The organism is Phytohalomonas tamaricis, from assembly GCF_003012345.1.
GTDB lineage: Bacteria > Pseudomonadota > Gammaproteobacteria > Pseudomonadales > Halomonadaceae > Phytohalomonas > Phytohalomonas tamaricis.
Window position 1 is genome coordinate 576,456 of sequence record NZ_PVRV01000024.1, and the last position, 23,972, is coordinate 600,427.

Here is a 23,972-nt window from a genome sequence, read left to right on the forward strand (position 1 = left end):
CACGCGTATCTTTAAGATGCCAAACCTTCAAATAAGAATAACGATCATTCATGCGGTATGAAAACCGTCAATGCTATAGACAATAAACTGTCTATTCAGCCTAACTTATCGTTATTTTTTTAGCTCTAAAAAATATAATAGATAAGTTTTTAATTCATTTAATTTCCAGACTATAAGAAACTAAATAGCACATCGATATCGCCATTCTAAATTTAAATAGATTTCTATTTTTCATTTAAAAAATGCATAGATTTATGACGACTTTTACTCACCATTGCTGCCGCCTCCCTTCATAGAAACAAAATCATTTGGCGTATTTAGAACGTACAACAAGTGGCATGTTTGTTGCTAAATAATAGTTGCTCGTCATGAAAAATCTTTTGGGCAATGTCTCGAATAGCCCGCGTGACGAAGATCATAAAAAAAGCGTTACAACAAAAGAGACAATATGAACGATAACGCCAAGGGAATTTCAGATACACCGACCCGGTTGCCGGCACATCGTCGCACGATTTCCGGCTTTGAGATCTCGACGCTGATTGTCGTGTCAGCACTATTGCACGGGCTTTTGTGGTGGTACTGGCACAACACGCCGGACGTCATGGCCGAAGCCATGCCTACGCAAGCGTCTGAAGCTTCAGAGGTGATGGTGACGCTCACCAGCGCACCACCGCCCGCGCCAGAACCGCCTCCTCCTCCGCCGATACCAGAGGTCAAGCAGACTCAGGTAGTAGATGAACATGCAGTCAAGCCGCCCGAAGAGAAGGTGGTCGAAAAAGAGCCACCGCCTAAACCTGAGCCCAAGCCGGAACCCAAACCCGAGCCGAAGCCAAAACCCAAGCCTGAACCTAAGCCTGAGCCCAAACCGGCTCCCAAGCCGACGCCAGCACCAAAGCCCAGCCGGCCCGCGCCGCAGCCGACCAAACAGGCCCCGTCGTCTCAGCAGCGGGCAAGCAGCGCCAAGGCGGCACCGTCCAACAAGGTAACCCCGGCCGTTTCCGGGATGCAGAGCCTGGGCAATCCACCGCCGAGCTACCCATCGCTTGCGCTAAGGCGTGGCTATGAGGGCAATGTCACGCTGCAGATTCTTGTATTGCCTGATGGCAGTGCGGGTCAGGTCCAGGTCACCAAGTCGAGCGGTCATCGTGAACTCGATGAGGCTGCGGTTGAAACCGTACGTAAATGGCGTTTCAAACCGGCCATGCGCGGGAGCACGCCGATCAAGGGATATGCCATCCAGACCATCGCCTTCAAGCTACCGCGCTGATGGCAATAGAGCTAACAACAACATTGATTTGCAAGGAGACTCGTCATGGTAAGCAATAACATCACCGCTCTGATTGTTCCCGGAGTGCTCTGGGCCTTGGTTCTGTTCTCAGTGGTTACCTGGGGCATATTGCTGATCAAAGGTTTGCAGTTCACCCGTAATAAAGTGGAAAACAAGCGTTTCCAGCGCGCCTTCTGGGAAGCGAAAAGTCTGGAAGAAGGCGAATCCGTAAGCGATGGTCGCCCTGGCTCAATGGCCGCCATCGCCCGTGCCGGATTTGATGTCGTAACCGGCCGGGACATTTCACCGCGCAATCAGGATCTCGCCCAGAAAATAAACCGCTCCGACCGGCTGGAGCGCAGCCTTCGTCAGCAGATTCAGCGTGAGCGCCGGTCACTGGAAGGTGGGCTGGCCATCTTGGCCAGTATCGGTAGCACCTCGCCGTTCATCGGCCTGTTCGGCACTGTCTGGGGCATCATGGAAGCCTTGATGACCATTGGCGAAACCGGTGAAGCGGGTTTGGACACGGTCGCCGGCCCCATTGGTCACGCCTTGATTGCCACAGGTGTCGGTATCGCTGTCGCCGTGCCGGCGGTGCTGGTTTACAACTACTTCACTCGTCGCCTCAAGCTCACCGTCTCGCTGATGGACGATTTTGCCCACGACTTCTATAGCCTGGCCCAGCAGAGCGCTTTCCAAAGCAAGCTGCCCGTTAATGACAGCAGAGAGATGCCCGCCCATCAGCAGCCGGTTGGCGTCTGATATCGAGATATCCACCTCACGGTGATCCAGGAGAGATGCAGATGGCCTTTTCAAATCATGACGATGATGAAGTGCTCAGCGAAATGAACGTGACCCCGCTGGTCGACGTCATGCTGGTATTGCTGGTGGTCTTCATTGTCACCGCACCACTGATGACCAACGCGGTACACGTCAACCTGCCCAAGACCGGCGCCGTAGCGCCTCCGGACCAGAAGGAACCGATGGTCGTCAGTGTTGATGCTGATGGCCATTACTACATCGGCAAGCAGGAGTTCTCCTTGGAAGTGATGGAACAACAGCTGAAGGATGCCCACGATGCCGATCCCAACCAGGCCGTACAGCTACAGGCCGATGAAGACGTCAATTATGGACAGGTCGCCAAGGCGATGGCGGCGCTGGAAAGATCAGGAATTCAAAAAGTTGCCGTACTGACCACGCCCTAATCAACCAACACCACAAGTGGCTACACAACAGAGGAGACACATCACGACAAAGGCATAAGCGGTACACAAACGACAACAAGAAATGACGCAACAAAAGCAATAACGAAGATAACAACGACAACTTCAAGGAACAGTACAACAATGACAACTTCAACCCCAAAAGGGGCCGGCCGTTCATCGTGCTGGCCGCGTCCCGATGCATCCATCATCGACGCAGCGCCCACAAGGCGCCCTGATTGGCGAAAGGCTTCTTTCGCGCCAACCTGCCTGTTGATGCTGACATTCGCCCCGTTGGCAAACGCCCAATCCAGTGCCGATGATGACTACATCGCGCCTGCCGCTCAGAGCAGTGACGACATCGCGCCTGCCGCGGAAGAGATCGCACCTGCCGGCGGGATTGCCGCGCCTGCCGAACCTGCCGCAGCAGCTTCACCCGCAGACGCCGTCGTCGCTTCACCAGCGCCGGACTCTCCCACGATCAACCTCAAGCGTGTCGAGGTTACCGGTTCAGCAATTGCCCGCACCGATGCCGAAACGGCCGTTCCGGTCACCATCATCCAGGCCGATGAACTCAAGCAGCAGGGTATTACCTCGACCGAGGAACTGGTCAGTCAGCTAACCTCCAACGATACCAGCGCAGGTCCCGGGCTGGGCACGGGTTCAGCCATTACCGGCGGCGCCTCGTTTGCCAACATGCGGGGTATTGGCTCCAACAAGACCCTGGTGCTGCTCAACGGGCGCCGCCTTGCCAATAATGCGCTTAATGGCGGTGCCGTCGATCTGAACATGATTCCCTTCGGCGCGATCGAGCGGGTCGAAGTGCTGCGTGATGGCGCCTCTGCCATCTATGGCACCGATGCCATCGGCGGGGTTATCAACTTCATCACCAAAAAGGATCTCGACGGCGGCGATATCGAGTTCGGTTATGAAACGCCCACCCATAGTGGTGGCGGAGACAATGGCGATATCAGCGCGACCTGGGGCAAGGGCAACCTGGAGGAAGATGGCTTCAATTTCATGGGCTCGCTGACCTACCGCAAGCAGAACGACCTGGATGCCACCGATCGTAAAAGCATTACCGAAGCCTATGATCCGGCTAACGGCGTCAACTCAACCTCCTCGTTCTCTTATCCTGCCAACTATTACCAAGGCAGCCTGGCCAGTAATCCACTCGCTTCGAGCGGCTGTGATAGTGAGGGCCTGATCGACACCGGCAACGGTACTTGTTCCTACAACTACGTTCGCAATGGCCAGGTCGTTCAGGAGACCGAGAAGACCTCGCTGTATACGCGAGCCAGCGTCAAACTGGCAGAAGATCACACCGCCTCACTGTCCTACATGTGGGCGCGCAGCAAGAACATCGCCGTCAGTGCCCCCTCACCCACCTCAGCATATCCCCAGATTCAGCCGGGCACGCCGTTCTTTCCCGGCAACGGCATCGTCCCTGACACGGTCGGCATCGATCCTACTCAACCGGTTACGGTACGCTGGCGCGGATTACCGGCCGGCAATCGTGTGACCTACAACACCAACGACTCCAAACGGCTGGTGCTGGATTTCACCGGGGATTTTTCCGGCTTCAACTATGATACCGCCGTGTCCTACAACCAGAGCACGACCGATATCGATTACCGCAGCGGCTATCTCGACGACAGCGTGCTGGAAGACGCCTTCAACAGTGGGCTGATCAACCCCTTCTCGACCGACCCTCTCACGGAAGAAGGCTTGGCCGCGCTTGAAGCCGCCGAAGTTACCGGCACAGTATGGAAGGCGGAAGGTCAGGTTTACGCCTGGGACGGCAAGCTTAGTCGTGAAATCGGCGACTGGTTCGGCGCGGGATCATCCGCCATTGCGGTGGGGGCCGAGGCCCGCCATGAGCGTCTTACCCTGGATACCGACGCCGATATTGCTGCACGCGCCACCAGCGGCGGCCTGTCACCGGATGCCGCGGTCAGCGCGGACCGTGACGTCAAGGGCGTCTATAGCGAAATCAACGTGCCGATTATCGAAGGACTCGAGGTTACCGGCGCGGTGCGTTATGACGACTATAGCGACGTTGGCGACACGACCAATCCTAAAATTTCATTCCGCTATCAGCCGATTCGTCAGTTCCTGGTCCGCGGCTCCTACAGCGAGGGCTTCCGCGCCCCGACGCTTTACGAGCTTTACGATCCCGCCGCACAGACCTACTCGCCCGGCGGCCTCAGCGACCCCGTACTGTGCCCAGGGGGCACACCTGCCAATGGCGGCGTCGCCAGCCGCGATTGTAATACCCAGTTCCTGAGTGAAAATAGCGGTAATGAGGATCTGGAGCCGGAAGAAGCCAAGAACTGGACACTCGGCTTTGTGTTCCAGCCGATGGACAACTTCTCGGCCGGCCTCGATTTCTGGTGGATCGAAATCGACAACATGATCAGCGCTCTGCCGGAATCTTATATCCTCGATCACGCCGATCAATACGCCGATTACATCGTGCGCGCCGATGACGGCAGCATCGACTATATCCGCTCGCCCAATACTAACATCGGCAAGACCAAGACCAACGGTGTCGATGTCTCGGCCAACTACCGGCTGCCAACCAGCATCGGGCTCTTCTCACTCGGCTTTACCGGCACCTATGTCGATCGCTACGACTACCAGCAGACGCCCGATGCCAGCTATACCAGCAACGTCGGCCACTATCGGGAGGGCCAAGGCGTTATCTTTCGCTGGAAGCATCGCGTAACGATGAGCTGGGCCGATGGCCCCTGGGCGGCCGGTCTCGTCAATCACTACCAGAGCGGCTACGACGACTACGATACTGAAACTCACAGTGAGGTTGCTTCCTACACCACCTGGGATGTGTTGGGCTCCTATCAATTCCTCAAGGGACCGCGCATCACGTTGGGCATGAAAAACATGTTCGACCGTGATCCGCCCTTCTCCAACCAGGCCGAAGTCGGGCAGAGCGGCTATGACGCACGCTATGCTGATGCCCTGGGCCGTACTATCTACGCTCGTCTGAATTACACCTTTTAACCACACTCTCCTTGCTCCCCCGCGTCTGGCGCTAGCCGACAGCGGGGGCTTTTTATCCTTTCAGGCAGTGATACATTGAGACTGTATACGTGTGATGCTTATCATCGACTGACCATTACCAGGAATCTTTGCAACATGACTTCGCTTCTTCGGCTGATCGTCTGTACCGCCGTGGCAAGTACGATTGCCGCTCCACCGCTGTATGCCGATGCCACATCAAGCACGACAACCTCTTCAGCATCAGCCGCCAGCTCAACCGGCCAGGCGCAGCTCGGCGCCTGGGGCGTTGAATTAAACGCACGAGACACCGCCATCAACCCTGGCGATGATTTCTACCATTACGTTAACGGCCACTGGCTGGCCACGACCCCTATTCCCGCTGACAAGAGCAACTATGGGGCCTTCACTGAGCTTGCCGATCAGGCAGAGCAGCAGGTCCATGACATACTTGAGCAGCTCGCGGGGGCGCCCACGCCGCTGGACAGCCCGCAACGTCGCATCGGCGATCTTTACAGCGCCTGGATGGACAAAGGCGCCATCGAAGCCGCTGGCCTTGCGCCGATACAGCCCGATTTGCGCCTCATCGACCAGCTCAATGATAAGGCCGGCGTAGCCCGTCTGATGGGTCAGCCCGGCCTGGGTATTGGCGGTATCGCTGAGCCCTACATCGATATTGATGTCAAGGACACTGATAGCTACGTCACCTATCTCGGTCAAGCCGCATTGGGATTGCCCACGCGTGATTACTATCTGAGCGACGACCCGCGCTTTCAGAACATCCGCAAAGCGTACCGTGCCTATATCGCCCGGCTACTCAAGGCCGCTCATGCTTCAAATCCTCAGGCCAGCGCCGATCAGATCCTTGCCCTTGAAACACGCATGGCACAGGTGCAGTGGGCCCCTGCCAAGCAGCGTAACCGCTCGCTGACCTACAACCCCACCACGCCGGCCGAACTGGCCACCTATGCGCCGGGCTTCCCTTGGCAAGCCTACCTGGAAGCCAGCGGCCTGCTCACCCAGTCCAAGCTGGTATTGCAGGAAAACGATGCGATCAAGGCGCTGGCACAGATTTTTGCCGATACGCCGTTGAGCGTCTGGAAGCGTTATCTGACGTTCTCGCTGCTTAATGCCAACGCCGACTATCTTCCCCAGCAATTCGATCAGGCTCATTTTGACTTCTACGGCAAGACGCTTTCCGGTCAGCCTGAACAGCGCGCACGCTGGAAGCGCGGCGTTGCGTTGCTCGACGCCTATCTGGGGCAAGCCGTGGGTAAGCTTTATGTGATGCTGCATTTCTCGCCCGATGCCAAGGCGCAGATGCAAGCCCTGGTGGATAACCTCAAGGCGGCCTATCGTGACCGCATCGAAAACAGCGTGACGTGGATGAGCCCAGAGACCAAGCAGGCCGCGCTGGCCAAGCTTGATGCTTTCAATGCCAAGATCGCTTATCCCGATAAGTGGGAAACCTATGACGGGATGCGCCTGACGCCTGATCACCTTTACGCTGATATCAAGGCCGCGCGCGCCTGGCACTGGCAGGACGATCTCGACAAGCTCGGCAGCCCCATCGACCGTGATGAATGGTTCATGACGCCACAGACTGTCAATGCCTACTACGAACCCACGCGCAACGAAATAGTATTTCCCGCCGCGATTTTGCAGCCGCCCTTCTTCGACCCGAACGCTGACCCGGCCGTCAACTACGGTGGCATCGGCGCCGTCATCGGCCATGAAATGAGCCACGGCTTTGATGATCAGGGACGAAAGTCAGACGGCCATGGCATGTTGCGTGACTGGTGGACACCAAAGGACATCGAGAACTTCACTGCCCTGACCGATCGGTTGGGGGCGCAGTATGCCCAGTACGAACCCGTGCCGGGTTACCATCTCGATCCGCAACTGACGATGGGTGAAAACATCGGTGATCTGGGTGGCCTCAATATCGCTTATGCTGCTTATCATCGCTCACTAAATGGCCAGCCTGCGCCGGTGCTTGATGGTTTCACGGGCGATCAGCGCTTTTTCATGGCCTGGGCGCAAGTCTGGCGTCGGCTGTTCCGTGAAGAGGCCATGGTCAACCGGGTCAAGACTGACCCGCACTCACCGTCAGAATTTCGTGCCAATGGCGTAGTGCGCAACATGGACGCCTGGTACAAGGCCTTTTATATCAAGCCAGGCGATGCGCTTTATCTCCCACCAGAGGAGCGCGTTACCATCTGGTAATGAGGGTTAAAAACCAACACAAGGTTTGGAACTGCAATTACAAAGCACTGCTCGCTTCATCGTGACAGGAGACTCGTCGCAGGAAGTTAATACCTACGGCCTCCATGGAGCCCCGGCTTTTCTAGTCCGGGGCATTTTTATGCCCCTAAAAAGCCTCTATAAGCGATGGGTTTGACCTAGGTGTTACACAACGGTTCTATAATAACACTATCACGACACCATGGGATGACCGTCATGAAAGTCAGCGAACTCGCCAAGATCGCCGACGTTACCAGTGAAACGGTACGTCACTATACCCGTTTGGGGCTTATTTCAGCCTCGCGTGATCCCAACAACGGCTATCAGCTTTACGACGACAATGCCCTGCGTCGGCTGCGCTTCATTCAACGTGCCCGCACCCTGGGGTTCAGCTTAAAAGAGATTTGCAACATCCTCGCCCACTCAGATCACGGTGACTCACCTTGTCCGCTGGTGCGCGATCTGCTGGCCACGCGCTTACCCGAGATTCGCCGACAAATCGCTGAGCTGGAAAGCCTTGCCACGCGTATGGAGCAGGCACTCGACGCCTGGTCCGATATGCCCGACGGCGCACCGGATGGTCATACCATCTGTCAGCTCATCGAACATTGGAATACGCCCAGTGCTTGCTGTTCGAACGACAGTAAGGCACCGGCACTTACCCCCAGCAAGTGAGGCCCGCCATGAGCGAACAAACGACCTGGCATCTCGCGCTTGAAGGACTGTCCTGTAACGGCTGCGTCAATAAAACCCGGCGCGCACTCAATGCCCTCGATGACAATGCCGCCATCGAACTCGACACCCAGCATGCGGATGTCACCACCACGCATAGTCTCGATGAGGTGATCGCTGCAGTGCGCAGCGCAGGCTTCGAGGCTACGCCGATCAATGATGAGTCACTTTATTTCATTACTCAGGGCGTCAGTTGCCAGGGCTGCGTGCGCAAGATTCGCCGTCAGATCGAGGCGATGGATGCAGCCGCGGATGTCAGCGCTGAGCCCAAACATCAATGGCTCGCCGTGACCACGCAGCTCTCGCCGCAGGCGGTGCGCGACGCCATCAAAGAGGCCGGTTTCAGTGCGGAAAGCGCGCCGTTTACTACACGTGAACGCAAGGTGTCGGACATTACCTGTCAGCACTGTGTGGCCAGCATCCGCGACGCCATACAGGCCTACGACCCTCAGGCCCGCATTGAGGGCGATCCCGAGGCCAAACGCATCACAGTCACCAGCCATCTACCCGATTCGCTGCTCGATGCCATGCTGATTGAGGCGGGCTACCCACCGTCAGAAGCTAATGCAGCACCCACCGCGCCCCCACCGGCCGCTGAAGACACAGATGTGACTGAACGGCCGGCCGAGCCCACCCCACTGCCTGCGGCCGGTTCGGGATCGGCACGTATCGAGCTGGCGCTATCAGGCATTACCTGCGCCGGTTGCGTCAATACCATTCAGCAGACGCTGAACGGCGTCGAGGGCGTCAAGCGCGCCGAGGTCAACTTTGCCAGTCGTACCGCTCAGGTCAGCGGCGATGTCACGGCAGATACGTTGGTTCGCGCGGTCGAAGCGGTCGGCTATGGCGCTGAAGTAATCGAAAGCGTTGATCGCGGCGAGCAGCAGCGTGAAGCCAATGAAGCGCATGAGTACCGCACCAAGCTGCGCAACACCTGGCTGGCACTGGTGCCCGGGCTGCTGTTGATGGCGCTGATGTTCTTTCATCACCCCGTCTTGGCCGGTGCAGAGCGCTGGGCCTGGGTCGGCGTGGGCATCGCCACGCTGGGCGTGCTTATCGTTGCCGGGCGCAGCTTCTTTGTCAGCGCCGCCAAGGCCTTTCGCCATCACCAAGCCAACATGGACTTATTGATCGCGATTGGCAGCGGCACTGCCTGGCTCTACTCGATGGCGGTTGGCCTGTGGCCCGAGCTGTTCCCTGCGGCGGCACGCGCGCTTTATTTCGAAGCCTCGCTGATGATTGTCGGCCTGATCAGTTTCGGTCAGGCGCTGGAAGTGCGCGCACGCGGGCGCACTTCACAGGCGCTCAAGCGGCTGCTGGACCTGCGGCCCAAGACCGCCCGCGTAATCCGTGACGGTCAGGAAGTTGATATCTCAATTGATGATGTCGTCAAGGACGAGCAACTGCGCGTACGCCCCGGTGAACGCGTGCCGGTCGATGGTGATATTGAAAGTGGCGAGAGCTTTGTCGATGAATCCATGCTGACCGGCGAACCCGCACCGGTCGCCAAGCGCTCAGGGGATGCGCTCGCCGCCGGCACCTTCAATGGCCGTGGGTCGCTGGTTTATCGTGCTACCCGCGTGGGCGGAGAAACCCGTCTGGCACGCATTATCGATCAGGTCCGTGAAGCGCAGAACTCACGTCCGCCGATCAGTCAACTGGCCGATCGCGTCTCGGCGATCTTCGTGCCAACGGTAATGATTCTTGCCGTTGTCGCCGCGCTGATCTGGTTCAACCTCGGCCCAGAGCCACGCGTCACGCATATGCTGGTCGCCCTGACGACTGTGTTGATCATCGCCTGCCCCTGCGCACTGGGACTCGCCACACCGATCTCTACCATGATTGGCGTTGGCCGTGCTGCCGAGTACGGCGTGCTGATCAGAAACGGCGATGCGCTGCAGACCGCAAGCCGCCTGACCACACTGGTCGTTGACAAGACCGGTACGCTGACCGAGGGAAAACCACAAGTGACTGACAGCCGTCTGTTTGGCAACAATGCCAAGCATGTGCTTGGTCAACTGCTCGCTCTCGAACAAGGTTCGGAACATCCTCTTGCCGCTGCGCTCAGTGAACATGCACGTACTCATGGCGCACAGCCTGAAGCCATTAGTGCATTCGAAGCCGTTAGCGGGCGTGGCGTGACCGCTAAAAATGCGCATGGCGAAGCATTGGCCTTGGGTAATGCTGCACTGATGCAACAACAGGGTGTGGATATCTCAACGGCCCGGGAGACAGCGGCAGGCTTTGAACAGCAGGCCCGCAGCGTGGTGTATTTTGCCATTGGCGGGACACTGAGCGGCGTGTTTGCTATTGCCGACCCACTGCGCAGCGATACTGTCGCTGCCGTTCGCCGCCTGCATGAGGCCGGCCTCAAGATCGTGATGTTGACCGGTGACGCCGAGGCAACCGCTGCGGCTATCGCCCGCGAAGCGGGTATCGACGACTACGCTTCCGGGCTGATGCCTGAAGACAAGCACACGAGGATCAAGGCGCTGCAGGCACGTGGCGAAGTCGTCGGCATGGCCGGTGACGGCATCAATGATGCGCCAGCGCTGGCCCAGGCTGACGTCGGCTTCGCGATCGGCGCCGGTACCGACGTGGCGATCGAGTCGGCCGGTGTCGCGCTGATGCGCAATTCGCTACACGGCGTCGTGGATGCCATCGAGATCAGTCTGGCGACGTTAACCAACATCAAGCAGAACCTTTGGGGCGCCTTCGGCTACAACGCACTCGGCATCCCCATCGCCGCCGGCATTCTCTACCCTGCAACAGGGATGCTGCTGTCGCCGGTAATTGCTGCGCTGGCGATGTCGCTTTCCTCTGTCACCGTGGTGACCAACGCCAGCCGTTTACGTTTGTTCACCCCGTCGCGGGCCGCTCATGAAAAGCAGGAGGCCGCATGACCTTGATCATCAATCTGGTGGGTATCGCTCTGATTGTCGCCATCGCACTGTGGTTCTGGGGCATGAAGAAGTAACGATGCCAAGAAGACAAAAACGCCCGCGCCAGCCAATAGCGCGGGCGTTTCTTTGCTAGGGTAAACGTACACCCGCCACGAGGAATTGCCATGCCTGCCTTACATGGCGTACTGGAAACCGCGCTTTACACCAACGACATGCCTCGCGCCCGCACCTTTTTCGAAGAGGTGATGGGGCTTGAGCCCTTTACCGCCGACACGCGTTTCACTGCTTATGCTTGCGGGGCGACGGTACTGTTACTGTTCCTGCGGGGCCAGACGCTGGAAACGGTACAGCTACCCAATGGCATGGGCACTATCCCGCCTCACGACGGCACTGGTGCCCAGCATATTGCCCTGGCGATCAGCCACGATCAGCTTGAGACATGGGAAAAACACCTTGAGGCCTATAGTATTGTCATCGAAGGACGTACTCACTGGCCGAAAGGCGGCGAGAGCCTTTATTTCCGTGATCCTGATGGCCATCTGCTTGAGTTGGCGACACCGGGCATCTGGCCCAACCACTAGGCCCTGTCTGTAAAGAGCCTAGCTTTCGCCTCGGTACCGATCCGGGCGGTGATTAACCGCCACAATCAGATTCAGGATCACGGCGCCGACTACGGAAAGCACTACCTTATCCGGCGGTAGCACAAAAAATGCGACGACCATCAGCGCAATATCGATGGTCAACTGGACGTGTCCGGCACGAAACAGCTTACGATCTTGCAGGTAGAGCGCGAGGATATTGATGCCGCCGAGGCTGCCGCGATGACGAAACAGCGCCAGGATACCCAGCCCGATCAGACTGCCGCCGATCAGCGCGCCATAAAGCGGGTTGAGATGTTCGACCACCAGAAGCTTCGGCATCCACCACGACAGCCATGACAGCAGTGAAATCGCGATGAAGGTTTTAAGCGTAAACGCCCAACCCATGCGCCGTAGCGCCAGCCAGTAAAAGGGAAGATTAATGACAAAGAATACCGGCCCGAACGGCCAGCCGGTGATATAGGTGGTCAGCAGCGCCATACCTGCCGTACTGCCAATCAGAAGCTGTGCATCGCTGTAAAGCTCGATCCCGAGCGCGGTGAGGCCGACACCCAGCATCACTGCCAAAGCGTCCTCCCACGGACGGTGGTGTAAAGCAGGATATTCCATCATGACATCCTTTATTGTTATGCCACGTGGATGGTGGCGTATACGCAAAGCCGCTGCTTGTGGCTGCGGCTCTCTCTGCGAAGCGTAATCGGATGGTCATGAAGTGTCGAGCAAGGGTGTGTCGAATCAGGAAATACGCCAACATTGCGCTCTAGCGAGGGCCGACAGCTTCGGCATGTTCAATCATCAACTGCAAGGACTCTCGTCCTCTCCAACGGTTGCGCGATAACTTATAAGCACAGCGGATCTCGTCGCCTAGCGCAAACGGTACCGGCTCACCGGGCGTGACGGCACGAAACCAGATCGCCCGCAGCGTACGCAGTCCTGTTGCCAGATCGAGCATCAAATGATTGCCTTCACTGCCTACCAAGCGCGCCTGATCGATGAAGAAGTCACCTTCGAACAGCGGCGCCTCAAATTCACGCCCAAAGGGCGCCAGTGCGTCAAGTTCACTGAGCGTAGCCAGCTCAAGCTGCTGGCTTGATAGCTCACCGTCGGTATAGATCAGCGGGTAGAGTTCCCGTTCGCCAAGCTGCTCATCGATGGCGTGTTCAAGCGCAGCCATAAACGCATCAAGCTGATCATGCGGTACGCCAATACCAGCTGCACCGCTGTGGCCACCGAAGCGTGGCAGTGCCTCAGGCGCCAACTCGTGAGCGCGCTGTAGTGCATCGCGCAGATGAACGCCCTCTACCGACCGGCCAGAACCGGTTAACATGCCGGGCGCAGCGGCCGGGGTGAGCACAAATGCGGGTCGGCCATAAGCTTGAACAAGACGCGAGGCGACGATGCCCTGTACGCCGGGATGACCTTCCTCAAGATAAACTGCCAGTACACGTGCGCCTTCGGCAAGCCGGGGCTGGACCCGCGCCTTGGCGGTTTCCGCCATGTCGGCCTCGATCACCTTGCGCGACTGATTATCCTGATCAAGCACCTCAAGATAACGCCGAGCCTGAGCGTCGCTACGGGCCAGCATGAAGTGCAGCGCCGCATAGGGATCATCGAGACGTGAACGGGCATTGATCCGTGGCCCCATCTGGAAGGCCAGCGTTTCTGCATCAAACGGCGTACTGTCCGCGCCCAGCCGCTCGGCCATCGCCCGCCAGCACGGCTCGTCCATGCGATTGATCAGCGTCAGCCCGAGCGTCACCACGGCACGGTTGATCGCGCTGTCGCCCAGTGACACGCAGTCGGCGACGGTACCCAACGCAACATAGGAAAGCCATGGCGAAAGCTTGGGCGTCTTGGCCGTCAGCGTACCGTTTTTAATCAGCACGCTACGCGTCAGCGACATTACCAGCCACGACACCATGCAGCCGGCGATGGTCGCATCAGGGTAGCCACAGTCGGAACGCGAGGGATTGACCACCGCGTAGGCCGACGGCGGTGGCCCATCGATAGGCAACGCGTGATGGTCGGTAACGACCACATCGATACCCGCCTCTTTCAATAGCGCCAGGCGTAGCTCATCGGACGAGCCACAGTCGGCACTGATCACCAGGCTCGGACGCGGCTCAAGCGCCAGGGTGCGCTCGACCAGTGGCAGGCTGATGCCGTAGCCATCGTGAATACGATGACCGATCAGGCTATGAACCTTGTATTCCGGAACGCCAAACAGCTCAGTCAGGGTGCGCAGGATAATGACATGGGAAGTAATGCCATCGACGTCGTAGTCAGTAAGCACGCCGATATGCTCGCCGGCGGCGACCGCACGGGCGATGCGCTCAGCCGCCCGCGCACCGTCGCACAGCAGCTCGGGATGATCGATATAACGCAGGCTCGGCTTGATCAATGCATCGAGCGGTGCCTTGGGTGAACTCAGGCGCCCAGCCAGTATGCGGGCCTGCAACTCGGTCAAGCCGGCATCGAGAGCCTCACGATACAGCCCCGCATGGCGCGGTCGCGGCGTGATACGTTTGTGCAACAAATTGTTCAAACGAGAGCGCTCGGTGTCCACACTGAATCCCGCAACTAAAAGCGTTCATAGCTGAGTCAGCCATGAACGCAGGGTGTTATACGAAGAGAACGTCAGGTCAGCGGCGTCATGACACGGCGTTGAAACGCCGGCCGCGTGGTCAGGCGCTGATACCAGGCATCGAAGTGGGTGAGCTCGGGCCGTTCTATCACCATTTCAAACCAGGCGTAGGCAAAGCACCCCAGCGGAATATCACCCATGCCGAACGTATCACCGGAAAGAAATGGCTGATGTGCCAAGGTACTATCAGCATGTGCAAGAAGCTCACCGCAAGTGGCGAGCCCTTTTTCCATCGCCTGAGTATCACGCTGGTTTTCTGGCATGCGCACAACATTCCAGAACACATCCTTGAATGGCGCGGCCAGCGTCGAGGTAGTCCAATCCATCCATTTATCCGCATCAGCGCGCTGTTTAGCATCCGTGGCGTATAGTGTCCCCGTACCGTACTGCGCAGCCAGATAACGCACGATGGCATTAGATTCCCACAACACAAGCTCGCCGTCCTGCAGGCAGGGAATCAGACCGTTGGGGTTCATCGCCCGATAAGCCTGCTCATTAACGAGCCCGAACGCACCGCCCGCATCGACCTGCTCGAACTCAAGCCCCAACTCGTCGGCGCACCACAGCACTTTTTTGACGTTGGTTGAATTGGTTCTGCCCCAGATCCTCATCATGAGTGATCACCTTTATTAAATCGCCATCACATATGTGATCTGCACCACGCCTCTATCTAGCTGGCGTGACGATGACTGGCAACGAAGGCCTGAACGTCACGCAGTTTGGCAGGCAACACATCATAGCGTTCTTCACGTGTCATTAGATCGCTCATCGATGGCGGTAACGTCACCTCGTCGAAACCGGCCTTGACCACCGCATCACTGAACTTGGCGGGGTGTGCAGTAGCCAGCGTGATCATGGGGGTAGTGGCATCGCTTCTCGCCCGCTCGGCAGCGCGGTAGCCGGTGGCAGTGTGCGGGTCGAGCAGCTCACCGGTACGCTCGAACGCCTCACGGATTACCTCAAGAATCGTCTCATCGTCAACGCTATGGCTAGCAAACCGCTCTCGCAACTTGGTCAGCGGAGCCTCGGCCAGCGCCGCCGGTTCCTGCTGGAAGCGCTCAAGTAGTTCGCGCACCGCATCGCTGTCGCGGTCGTAAGCATCAAACAGTAAACGTTCGAAATTCGAGGAGACGACAATATCCATCGACGGTGCCAACGTCGCCTCAAGATCGCGCTTAGAGAAATCGTTGTCGCTGATGGTGCGGTGGAGAATATCGTTGGCGTTGGTGGCGATCACGAACTGCTTGACCGGCAACCCCATCTGCCGCGCCATATAGCCAGCAAACAGATTGCCGAAGTTGGCGGAAGGCACGGTAAAGCTGACCTCGCGCTGCGGCGCACCGACGGCGAGCGCAGAGGTAAAGTAGTAGACGATCTGGGCCATGATTCGTGCCCAGTTGATCGAGTTGACCGCGACCAGACGGGTATCGTTCAAAAATGCCTGATCGGCGAAGCTGCCCTTGACGATCGCCTGGGCATCGTCGAAGTTACCTTCGATCGCGATGTTATGAACGTTGTTGGCCAGCACCGTCGTCATCTGGCGGCGCTGCACCTCGGAGACACGGTTGTACGGATGCAGAATGAAAATATCGAGGTTATCACAGTGGCGACAGCCCTCGATCGCCGCCGAGCCGGTATCACCTGAAGTCGCCCCCATGATTACCGCTTTCTCGTCACGCTTTTTAAGGAAATGATCAAGCAAGCGACCAAGCAGCTGCAGCGCGACGTCCTTGAACGCCAGCGTCGGGCCGTGGAACAGCTCAAGGAGATAGTGATTGTGGGCGAGTTGCTTTACCGGTACTACGGCGTCGTGTTTGAAGGTCGCATAGGTGTCGTCAATCAGCTGACGGAAGGTGGCATCATCAATCTCGCCACCAACGAACGGCTTCATCACCCGAAAGGCGATCTCGGTATAAGGCAGACCAGCCATGGCCGCAATCTCATCTTTTGAGAACTGCGGTACGGTTTCAGGGACATAGAGCCCGCCGTCACTGGCCAATCCGGTCAATACGACGTCTTCAAAATTCAGCGCAGGCGCCTGCCCGCGAGTACTGATATAGCGCATGGCGTTCTCTCTAGCGACACTGCGCTCCGGCAGCGTCTACCCCAGGTTAGGCGTTGTCGTCGAGGTTCTCGACTCTGATCCGTGTGACTGGCCCGGCGATATCGGCCAGTGATTCGAGCTGGCGAATCGCTTCGTTCATATTGGCTTCACGCGTGCGGTGAGTCAGCAAAATAATGGGTACCAGCTCACCTTCAGTGGCTTCTTTCTGAATCAGCGCCTCGATGCTGATGTCCTGCTCGGCAAGAATCGTTGCCACACGTGCCAGCACGCCCGGGCGGTCTACCGCCAGCAGCCGCAGGTAGTAGGCGGTAACGATATTCTCCATCGGCAGAATCGGACGACTGGTGTCACCTTCGACAATGCCGCTGAACGCCAGATAGGGGGTGCGGTAGTTATGTTCAGTGGCGATGTCACGCGCCACGTCAAGCAGATCAGCCACTACCGCAGAGGCAGTCGGCTCGGCGCCGGCACCCGCTCCGTAGTAAAGCGTCGGGCCGACTGCATCACCCATAACTTCGATAGCATTTTTCACACCATGGACGTTGGCCAGCAGACGATCCTTGGGAATAAGCGTGGGATGAACGCGAAGCTCAATACCGGCATCAGTGCGCCGTGAGATACCCAGATGCTTGATCATGTAGCCGAGGTTGTCAGCATGCTCGACATCTTCGGCGGTAATCCTCGAGATACCTTCCGTATAGGCTTTCTCGAACTGAAGCGGCACGCCGTAAGCGATCGAGGCGAGGATGGTCAACTTATGGGCAGCGTCGATGCCTTCCACATCAAAGGTGGGATCGGCTTCGGCATAACCTAAGGCTTGTGCCTCGGCGAGTACATCCTCGAAGGTGCGGCCTTCGTCACGCATGTGGGTGAGAATATAGTTGCCGGTGCCGTTGATGATGCCGGCCAGCCATTGGATACGGTTGGCGCCGAGACCTTCACGCAGCGATTTAATCACCGGGATACCACCGGCCACGGCAGCTTCAAAGGCAACGATCACGCCCTTTTCAGCGGCGGCCTTGAATATCTCGTTGCCGTGCACGGCAATTAACGCCTTGTTGGCGGTGACGACGTGCTTGCCGTGACTGATCGCCTCAAGCACTAGCGCACGGGCCACATCATAGCCACCGATCAGCTCGACGATGACATCGACATCGGGATTGCGCGCCACTTCAAAAACGTCGCGGGTCACCTTGATACCGGTAAGATCGCACGCCGGACTGTCGCGCCGTGCGCCGACCTGTTCGATCACAATCGGCCGCCCCGCGCGTCGTGCAATTTCATCAGCGTTGCGTGTCAGCACGTTAAACGTGCCGCCGCCGACCGTACCTAACCCACAGATCCCTACTCTCACCGGTTCCAAGTTAACACCTCTCTGTTCCAGCACTATCCAGCGTGTCGTCATGCATCGTTATATCAGTCGTGACCGACTGTTTTGCCACCGTTCGCAACCGACGCTCAGTGTAACGCCAATGAGGACGACGATGAATGTATCGTTGCCCTCAAGCATTGGGATTTAAAACATCAATCAGATACCGAGCATCGACATCAGACGTTCAACCGGCAGATATCCTGGCACGATCTGTCCATCGGGAAAGACCAGCGCTGGGGTGCCCTGCACGCCAAGCCGCTTACCGAGTTCGTACTGTTGGTTGACCGGGTTGTCGCAACTTGCCTTCGCTTTTAAATCCTTGCCCTTCATTGCCGCCGTCATCGCTTCTGTCCGGTTGGCGCTGCACCACACCTGCGCAAGCTGATGGGCTCCCTTGGAGTTTTCGCCAGCACGCGGGAAAGCCAGATAACGTACTTCCACACCGCGTTTGTTGAGCTCAGGCACGTCTTCATGCAGCTTGTGGCAATAAGGACACGTCGTGTCGGTAAACACCGTCAGGGTTGCCTTGACCTTACCTGCCGGCTTAAAAATGACCATATCCTGCTCGGGAATAGCATCGATCGCAGCCTTGCGGTCATTGTTCTGCGCCTGCTCGGTCAGATTGACCAGCCGCCCATTGTCATTCTGGTACAAATCCCCGACCAGCAGATAGCCACCGTTTTTGTCGGTATAAAATGTTTCCCCGGAGGTCAGCTGTACCTCAAACATATCATCAAGCGGCGTGGGGCTGATCGCCTTTACCGGCATCTTCTGCCCGTTGACGACAAGTTTATCCTTAAGACCTGCCGGCACATCTTCGGCGGCAAATACAGACGCGGAGGTGGTCAAGGCTAAAGTGCCAAATGCACACGCAAGCAAAAACCGAGGTAGGGAAAAGGCTATCCGAATACTGGCAGCTGTCATAGGTTCTTCAATCCTGGGTGAATAGATACCATCAACCACGTGGATGGTGCTGTGCGTGTATCGCCTCCAGGCGCGCCTGGGCAACATGGGTATATATCTGCGTCGTCGATAAATCGCTGTGCCCGAGCAGCTCCTGTACAACACGTAAATGAGCACCATGATTCAGTAGATGAGTCGCAAACGCGTGACGCAGGGTATGCGGCGACAATGGCTTATCGATGCCTGCCGCCAGAGCATGATGCTTCAGGCGGTGCCAAAATGTCTGACGCGTCATAAAGCCATTACCACGGCCGGGAAACAAGGGGGGGCGAGTGATATCGCTCATCAAGCTGCCACGCGCTTCCCGCATGTAACGTTCCAGCCAGTCATGTGCCTCTTCGCCGAGCGGGACTAGCCTCTCCTTATCGCCTTTACCAATCACCCGCACCAGCCCCTGGCGCAAATTCAGACTATCCATACGCAGCCCGACCAGTTCAGAAACACGCAGGCCACAGGCGTAAAGTACCTCCAGCATGGCCCGGTCACGTAGACCCAAGGCATTCGCGGTATCTGGCGCTTCAAGCAGTCGGTCGACATCACCTTCATCAAGCGTGTCAGGCAGGTTAACCCGCACCTTCGGCATCGACACCTCGGCGAGCGGATCGGCAACAATCAGTTCGTTGAGCATTGCCCAACGATAAAATCGCCGCAGCGACGAGAGTAAGCGCGCGTCAGAGCGTGCGTGATAGCCTGCGCTACGCCGCGCGACAAGTAGCGCTGCAAATGAAGTCTTGGCCGGCCCCAGCAGCCGCTCATCATCCTTATTCAGATGAGCCGACCAGTGGCGCAGGTCACTGCGATAGGCGGCAAGCGTATGCTGACTTGCACCACGCTCCAGCCATAGCGCATCGAGAAATGCATCGACCAGCTCGTTATCATCCATGGCCATGACTCACGATCCACACATTAGCTCTACCGTTTAAAACAATAACCCCGCAGCCACTTGCGTAGCGCGGGGTCGATGACCAGGGCAGTACAGAGCTGCCCTAGCGGCAAACCGAACGGAGCGTTCGATTTAAGACAGCTTTTCCTTGATACGTGCAGACTTACCGCTACGCTCACGGAGATAGTAAAGCTTGGCCTGACGAACATCACCGCGACGTTTAACATCGATGGAAGCGACCAGCGGGCTGTAAGTCTGGAAAGTACGCTCAACGCCAACACCATGAGAAATCTTACGCACGGTGAAAGCGGAGTTCAGTCCACGGTTACGCTTACCGATCACCACGCCTTCAAATGCCTGAAGACGTTCACGGGTGCCTTCAACAACCTTTACCTGAACAACTACGGTGTCACCGGGGCCGAAGCTCGGGACTTCCTTGTTCATCTGTTCGTTTTCGATCGCCTGGATCACATTATTCTTGCTGCTCATCGTTCTTTCCTCGATTGAAGCCGTTTTACTGGCTCTGATCCCGACGTTCGAAAACGTGGGAATCGACAATGGGTGACGCGTTGCGCGCTGGCATTTCGTATCAATGCGAGTCGCTTCGCACCTCCGTCGTCTGAGCGACGACGTGTTCGTTGACACCGCGTCCGTGCTCTTGCACAAACTGATCAAGCAACAGCTGCTGCTCGACATTCAGTGTCATTTTTTCCAGTAGATCAGGGCGACGCAGCCAGGTACGTCCCAACGACTGCTTGAGACGCCAACGGCGAATCGCTTCATGGTTGCCACTCAATAACACCTCTGGCACGCAACGACCGTCGATTACTTCGGGGCGAGTATAATGTGGACAATCCAGCAATCCCGCCGCAAAGGAATCCTCTACCGCTGAATCCTGGTGACCAAGCACCCCCGGCACCAAGCGTGACAGTGCATCAAGCAACACCATCGCCGGCAATTCACCGCCACTCAAGACGTAATCACCGACTGACCATTCTTCATCAATTTCCGCTTCCACTACACGTTCATCAATACCCTCGTAGCGTCCAGCCACCAAGATAAGATGCTTACGCGCAGCCAATTCACGAACACCCGCCTGATCGAGCGGTCGTCCCTGCGGAGACAAATATATAACGTGAGCGCGTTCCTTCTCGGTCTCATCATCGTCTGGTAGCGTCGATGCTGCCTGTTCCGCGCCTTCACGAGCCGCCTGAATAGCATGCCGAAGAGTATCTACTTTCATCAGCATACCTGGGCCACCCCCATAGGGGCGATCATCAACCGTGCGATGTTTGTCTGTGGCATAGTCTCTCGGGTTCCAGAACGCAACGTCCAGAAGCCCCTGCTTGACTGCGCGCCCCGTCACACCGTAACGAGTCACTGCATCAAACATCTCAGGAAAAAGAGAGACAACACCAATCCACACGGCAGTCAGATACTCGCATTATCTTTAGACGCTACATTTACCACTATGCGCGTCAAGGCAATCAGAACTCCGGGTCCCAGTTCACCGTCATGATACCGGTGTCCAGATTGACATCATGAATCACCTCACCCGGCAAGAATGGCAGTAGTCGTTCTTTCTGGTCGAGACTTGCATCATCGCCCTTGACCACGAGCACATCGTTAGCGCCGGTTTCAAACAGGTAACCCACATGCCCCAGGCGTATACCGTCAAGGGTCACAACCTTGAGCCCTTCCAGCTGATACCAATAGTATTCATCGCGTCCGAGTGTCGGCAGCTCACGGGTAGCCAGATAGATCGTGCCACCCGCCAGACTCTCGGCGGCCTCGCGTGAATCGATATCCTTGAACTGCGCCACCAGGCCCTTGCCTTGACGCCGTCCTTGAACCAGCTGCAGCGGGAATCGCTTCCCTTGCAGCTCGATCAACCATTCGGAGTATTCGAGAATACCGTCCATCGGGCTGGTATAGGAATACACCTTAAGCCAGCCTTTGACACCGTAAGGGCTCGTCAGCTTGCCCATTACCACATAATCGCCAGCAGGACGATCGGAGGCATGCGTCTCGGACATAACTGTCACTCCGGCTTGGCTAATCGCTGCCATTAAGCCTGCTTGCGTGCTTCTTTGACCAGCTCGGCAACGCGATCAGATACCTGTGCGCCTTGCTGCTGCCAGTAAGTGACACGTTCCAGATCAACGCGCAGACGCTCTTCCTGACCGCGCGCGATCGGATTGAAAAAGCCAACACGCTCGATGAAACGACCATCGCGAGAAACGCGAGAATCGGTCACAGTGAGGTGATAAAAGGGACGCTTCTTGGCGCCACCACGTGCCAGACGAATGGTAACCATTGCGTTAACAGTCCTTCAGTTGAAGTTGCGCAATGCGACGACTCGACCGAATGCCTGTCATCGCAGAGATGAAATGCCACATAATCTGTCGCAAGCGCCCCTCCCAAAATGGACGGGCCGCTTCGAAGACGCGACATTCTACGGGAATTTTAAACCATTGGGAACCATCTCTTGACAGCCCCCAATTGATGTCATGATAAAGGCGCTCAGCGTCTCGGCAAACCGCCCCCACCGAAACCGCCTGGGCCACCGCCCATGCCGCCCATTCCTCCGGGGCCACCAGGCCCGCCGCCGCCCATCATACTGCTCATGCCGCGCATCATTTTCTGCATGCCGCCTTTTTTACCCATCTTCTTCATCATCTTCTGCATTTGCTTGTGCTGCTTGAGCAGACGATTGAGTTCAGGAATCTGAGTACCGGAGCCGGCACAGATACGACGCTTGCGCGAACCGTTAATGAGCTCAGGCTTGTGGCGCTCCTTGGGCGTCATCGAATTGATCATCGCCTCAAGCTTGCCAAACTCCTTTTCCGCCCCCTGGCCGCGTGCCACATCGGCCATCTGCCCCATACCCGGCAGTTTCTCAAGCAGACTCCCCATGCCGCCCATGTTCTTGAGCTGCTGGAGCTGATCGCGAAAATCCTCGAGATCGAAACTCTCGCCCTTCTTGAGCTTCTTGGTGAGCTGGTCGGCCTTGCTGCGGTCAACCTTGCGCTCGGCCTCCTCGATCAGACTGAGCACATCGCCCATGCCAAGAATGCGTGAGGCAACCCGATCGGGATAAAACGGCTCCAGGGCATCGGTCTTCTCACCCATACCCATGAACTTGATCGGCTTACCCGTGATATGACGTACCGACAATGCTGCGCCGCCACGGGCATCGCCATCGGCCTTGGTGAGAATCACCCCGGTTAGTGGCAAGGCCTCATGAAACGCCTTGGCCGTATTGGCAGCGTCCTGGCCGGTCATGGCATCGACGACGAACAACGTCTCCTGCGGCTCGATCGCCTTATGCAGGGCGCGAATCTCGTCCATCATGTCTTGGTCGACATGCAAGCGGCCAGCGGTATCGACTAGCACCACATCGTGGAACTGGATACGTGCGTGCTTGATTGCCGCCTCGGCAATGGCGACTGGCTTTTGATCACTCGACGAGGGAAAGAAATCGACCTCGACTTCCTTTGCAAGAGTTTCAAGCTGATCGATCGCTGCCGGACGATAGATATCGGCAGAGACTACCAGTACCTTTTTCTTGTGACGTTCACGCAGAAAGCGCGCCAACTTGGCAACAGAGGTCGTCTTGCCCGCGCCCTGCAGGCCTGCCATCAAAATGATGGAGGGCTTCTGCTTCAACTCGAGCGGGACATTGCCCTCGCCCATGATCGCCTCAAGCTCTTGCTGAACTATCTTGACGAACTGCTGGCCCGGCGACAGGCTCTTCGATACTTCCTGACCGACGGCGCGCTCACGCACGCGCTCGATAAAGGCTTTGACAACCGGCAGCGCCACGTCGGCCTCGAGCAGTGCCCGACGGACTTCACGCAGCGTCTCCTGAATATTTTCGTCGGTAAGCCTAGCCTGTCCGGTAATCGACTTGAGCGTCCGCGACAGGCGATCGGTTAAACTTTCAAACATGGGCCTCTCCGGCTGGATGCAGCGCTGACCTGATACCGTGCCAGACAATCAAACGCCAGGCACCCCTCGATTTAGCGCTTATATATGCACAATGCTCACACATGCGTTTATGGTAAGGATTATACGCGT

Annotated in this window: 20 protein-coding genes; 8 read left to right on the forward strand and 12 right to left on the reverse strand. The window is 57.2% G+C overall.

Annotation, left to right across the window (positions count from 1 at the left end; genetic code table 11):
• The first annotated feature begins 448 nt into the window (after nt 1–448).
• From C3Z11_RS16420 to C3Z11_RS16455, 8 genes are all read left to right on the forward strand, one after another.
• Nucleotides 449–1,267 carry an energy transducer TonB gene (locus C3Z11_RS16420; RefSeq protein WP_106478997.1) on the forward strand — a complete coding sequence of 273 codons (819 nt, stop codon included), beginning with the start codon at nt 449–451 and terminating at the stop codon, nt 1,265–1,267.
• Between the two features lie 45 nt (nt 1,268–1,312).
• Nucleotides 1,313–2,029 (forward strand): MotA/TolQ/ExbB proton channel family protein, encoded by a 717-nt coding sequence (locus tag C3Z11_RS16425; protein WP_106478998.1) that lies wholly within the window; start codon nt 1,313–1,315, stop codon nt 2,027–2,029.
• A gap of 41 nt (nt 2,030–2,070) precedes the next feature.
• On the forward strand, nt 2,071–2,472 hold the full coding sequence (locus C3Z11_RS16430; RefSeq protein ID WP_106478999.1) for an ExbD/TolR family protein: 402 nt from the start codon (nt 2,071–2,073) through the stop codon (nt 2,470–2,472).
• A gap of 141 nt (nt 2,473–2,613) precedes the next feature.
• Nucleotides 2,614–5,490 (forward strand): TonB-dependent receptor, encoded by a 2,877-nt coding sequence (locus C3Z11_RS16435; protein WP_106479000.1) that lies wholly within the window; start codon nt 2,614–2,616, stop codon nt 5,488–5,490.
• Nucleotides 5,491–5,625: 135 nt separating this feature from the next.
• Nucleotides 5,626–7,713 carry a M13 family metallopeptidase gene (locus C3Z11_RS16440; RefSeq protein WP_106479001.1) on the forward strand — a complete coding sequence of 696 codons (2,088 nt, stop codon included), beginning with the start codon at nt 5,626–5,628 and terminating at the stop codon, nt 7,711–7,713.
• Nucleotides 7,714–7,947: 234 nt separating this feature from the next.
• Nucleotides 7,948–8,406 (forward strand): MerR family transcriptional regulator, encoded by a 459-nt coding sequence (locus C3Z11_RS16445; protein WP_106479109.1) that lies wholly within the window; start codon nt 7,948–7,950, stop codon nt 8,404–8,406.
• 8 nt (nt 8,407–8,414) lie between these two features.
• Entirely contained in the window at nt 8,415–11,366 is a 2,952-nt protein-coding gene (locus C3Z11_RS16450; protein WP_106479002.1) for a heavy metal translocating P-type ATPase, read from the forward strand.
• A gap of 164 nt (nt 11,367–11,530) precedes the next feature.
• Complete coding sequence (locus C3Z11_RS16455; RefSeq protein WP_106479003.1) at nt 11,531–11,947, forward strand: VOC family protein; 417 nt, start codon at nt 11,531–11,533, stop codon at nt 11,945–11,947.
• A gap of 18 nt (nt 11,948–11,965) precedes the next feature.
• Here the strand turns inward: C3Z11_RS16455 and C3Z11_RS16460 are convergent, their stop codons facing one another.
• The 12 genes from C3Z11_RS16460 to ffh all read right to left on the reverse strand — a co-directional run bounded on the left by C3Z11_RS16460 (nt 11,966) and on the right by ffh (nt 23,843).
• Nucleotides 11,966–12,574, reverse strand: coding sequence for a YitT family protein (locus tag C3Z11_RS16460; protein ID WP_262927463.1), 609 nt, complete (start codon nt 12,572–12,574; stop codon nt 11,966–11,968).
• 151 nt (nt 12,575–12,725) lie between these two features.
• A complete protein-coding gene (gene recJ, locus C3Z11_RS16465; protein ID WP_262927464.1) occupies nt 12,726–14,510 on the reverse strand; it encodes a single-stranded-DNA-specific exonuclease RecJ in 1,785 nt (594 codons plus the stop codon).
• A gap of 92 nt (nt 14,511–14,602) precedes the next feature.
• Nucleotides 14,603–15,223, reverse strand: a complete 621-nt coding sequence (locus tag C3Z11_RS16470; protein ID WP_106479006.1) for a glutathione S-transferase family protein — start codon at nt 15,221–15,223, stop codon at nt 14,603–14,605.
• A gap of 56 nt (nt 15,224–15,279) precedes the next feature.
• Nucleotides 15,280–16,674, reverse strand: a complete 1,395-nt coding sequence (gene thrC / locus C3Z11_RS16475; protein WP_106479007.1) for a threonine synthase — start codon at nt 16,672–16,674, stop codon at nt 15,280–15,282.
• A gap of 46 nt (nt 16,675–16,720) precedes the next feature.
• Complete coding sequence (locus C3Z11_RS16480) at nt 16,721–18,037, reverse strand: homoserine dehydrogenase (protein ID WP_106479110.1); 1,317 nt, start codon at nt 18,035–18,037, stop codon at nt 16,721–16,723.
• 165 nt (nt 18,038–18,202) lie between these two features.
• The gene (locus C3Z11_RS16485; RefSeq protein ID WP_262927465.1) at nt 18,203–18,895 is read right to left on the reverse strand and encodes a DsbC family protein; all 693 of its coding nucleotides are present in this window, start codon (nt 18,893–18,895) and stop codon (nt 18,203–18,205) included.
• 106 nt (nt 18,896–19,001) lie between these two features.
• The gene (gene xerD, locus C3Z11_RS16490; RefSeq protein ID WP_262927466.1) at nt 19,002–19,892 is read right to left on the reverse strand and encodes a site-specific tyrosine recombinase XerD; all 891 of its coding nucleotides are present in this window, start codon (nt 19,890–19,892) and stop codon (nt 19,002–19,004) included.
• Nucleotides 19,893–20,024: 132 nt separating this feature from the next.
• On the reverse strand, nt 20,025–20,381 hold the full coding sequence (rplS, locus tag C3Z11_RS16495) for a 50S ribosomal protein L19 (protein WP_106479010.1): 357 nt from the start codon (nt 20,379–20,381) through the stop codon (nt 20,025–20,027).
• Between the two features lie 100 nt (nt 20,382–20,481).
• Nucleotides 20,482–21,318: a tRNA (guanosine(37)-N1)-methyltransferase TrmD gene (gene trmD / locus C3Z11_RS16500; protein ID WP_106479011.1), complete on the reverse strand. Its 837-nt coding sequence runs from the start codon at nt 21,316–21,318 to the stop codon at nt 20,482–20,484.
• Nucleotides 21,319–21,379: 61 nt separating this feature from the next.
• Entirely contained in the window at nt 21,380–21,928 is a 549-nt protein-coding gene (gene rimM, locus C3Z11_RS16505; RefSeq protein WP_106479012.1) for a ribosome maturation factor RimM, read from the reverse strand.
• A gap of 32 nt (nt 21,929–21,960) precedes the next feature.
• Nucleotides 21,961–22,209: a 30S ribosomal protein S16 gene (gene rpsP, locus C3Z11_RS16510; protein WP_106479013.1), complete on the reverse strand. Its 249-nt coding sequence runs from the start codon at nt 22,207–22,209 to the stop codon at nt 21,961–21,963.
• A 206-nt stretch (nt 22,210–22,415) separates the two neighbouring features.
• Entirely contained in the window at nt 22,416–23,843 is a 1,428-nt protein-coding gene (gene ffh, locus C3Z11_RS16515) for a signal recognition particle protein (RefSeq protein WP_106479014.1), read from the reverse strand.
• Nucleotides 23,844–23,972: the final 129 nt, after the last annotated feature.

Coding starts and splice junctions, on each gene's coding strand:
- thrC (WP_106479007.1), bottom strand. CDS start 16,674: ATGCGCTATATCAGTACTCGCGGGCAGGCGCCTGCGCTGAATTTTGAA.
- ffh (WP_106479014.1), bottom strand. CDS start 23,843: ATGTTTGAAAGTTTAACCGATCGCCTGTCGCGGACGCTCAAGTCGATT.
- rimM (WP_106479012.1), bottom strand. CDS start 21,928: ATGTCCGAGACGCATGCCTCCGATCGTCCTGCTGGCGATTATGTGGTA.
- C3Z11_RS16460 (WP_262927463.1), bottom strand. CDS start 12,574: ATGGAATATCCTGCTTTACACCACCGTCCGTGGGAGGACGCTTTGGCA.
- C3Z11_RS16425 (WP_106478998.1), top strand. CDS start 1,313: ATGGTAAGCAATAACATCACCGCTCTGATTGTTCCCGGAGTGCTCTGG.
- rpsP (WP_106479013.1), bottom strand. CDS start 22,209: ATGGTTACCATTCGTCTGGCACGTGGTGGCGCCAAGAAGCGTCCCTTT.
- C3Z11_RS16420 (WP_106478997.1), top strand. CDS start 449: ATGAACGATAACGCCAAGGGAATTTCAGATACACCGACCCGGTTGCCG.
- rplS (WP_106479010.1), bottom strand. CDS start 20,381: ATGAGCAGCAAGAATAATGTGATCCAGGCGATCGAAAACGAACAGATG.
- C3Z11_RS16430 (WP_106478999.1), top strand. CDS start 2,071: ATGGCCTTTTCAAATCATGACGATGATGAAGTGCTCAGCGAAATGAAC.
- C3Z11_RS16455 (WP_106479003.1), top strand. CDS start 11,531: ATGCCTGCCTTACATGGCGTACTGGAAACCGCGCTTTACACCAACGAC.
- C3Z11_RS16450 (WP_106479002.1), top strand. CDS start 8,415: ATGAGCGAACAAACGACCTGGCATCTCGCGCTTGAAGGACTGTCCTGT.
- C3Z11_RS16445 (WP_106479109.1), top strand. CDS start 7,948: ATGAAAGTCAGCGAACTCGCCAAGATCGCCGACGTTACCAGTGAAACG.
- C3Z11_RS16470 (WP_106479006.1), bottom strand. CDS start 15,223: ATGATGAGGATCTGGGGCAGAACCAATTCAACCAACGTCAAAAAAGTG.
- C3Z11_RS16440 (WP_106479001.1), top strand. CDS start 5,626: ATGACTTCGCTTCTTCGGCTGATCGTCTGTACCGCCGTGGCAAGTACG.
- C3Z11_RS16435 (WP_106479000.1), top strand. CDS start 2,614: ATGACAACTTCAACCCCAAAAGGGGCCGGCCGTTCATCGTGCTGGCCG.
- xerD (WP_262927466.1), bottom strand. CDS start 19,892: ATGGATGATAACGAGCTGGTCGATGCATTTCTCGATGCGCTATGGCTG.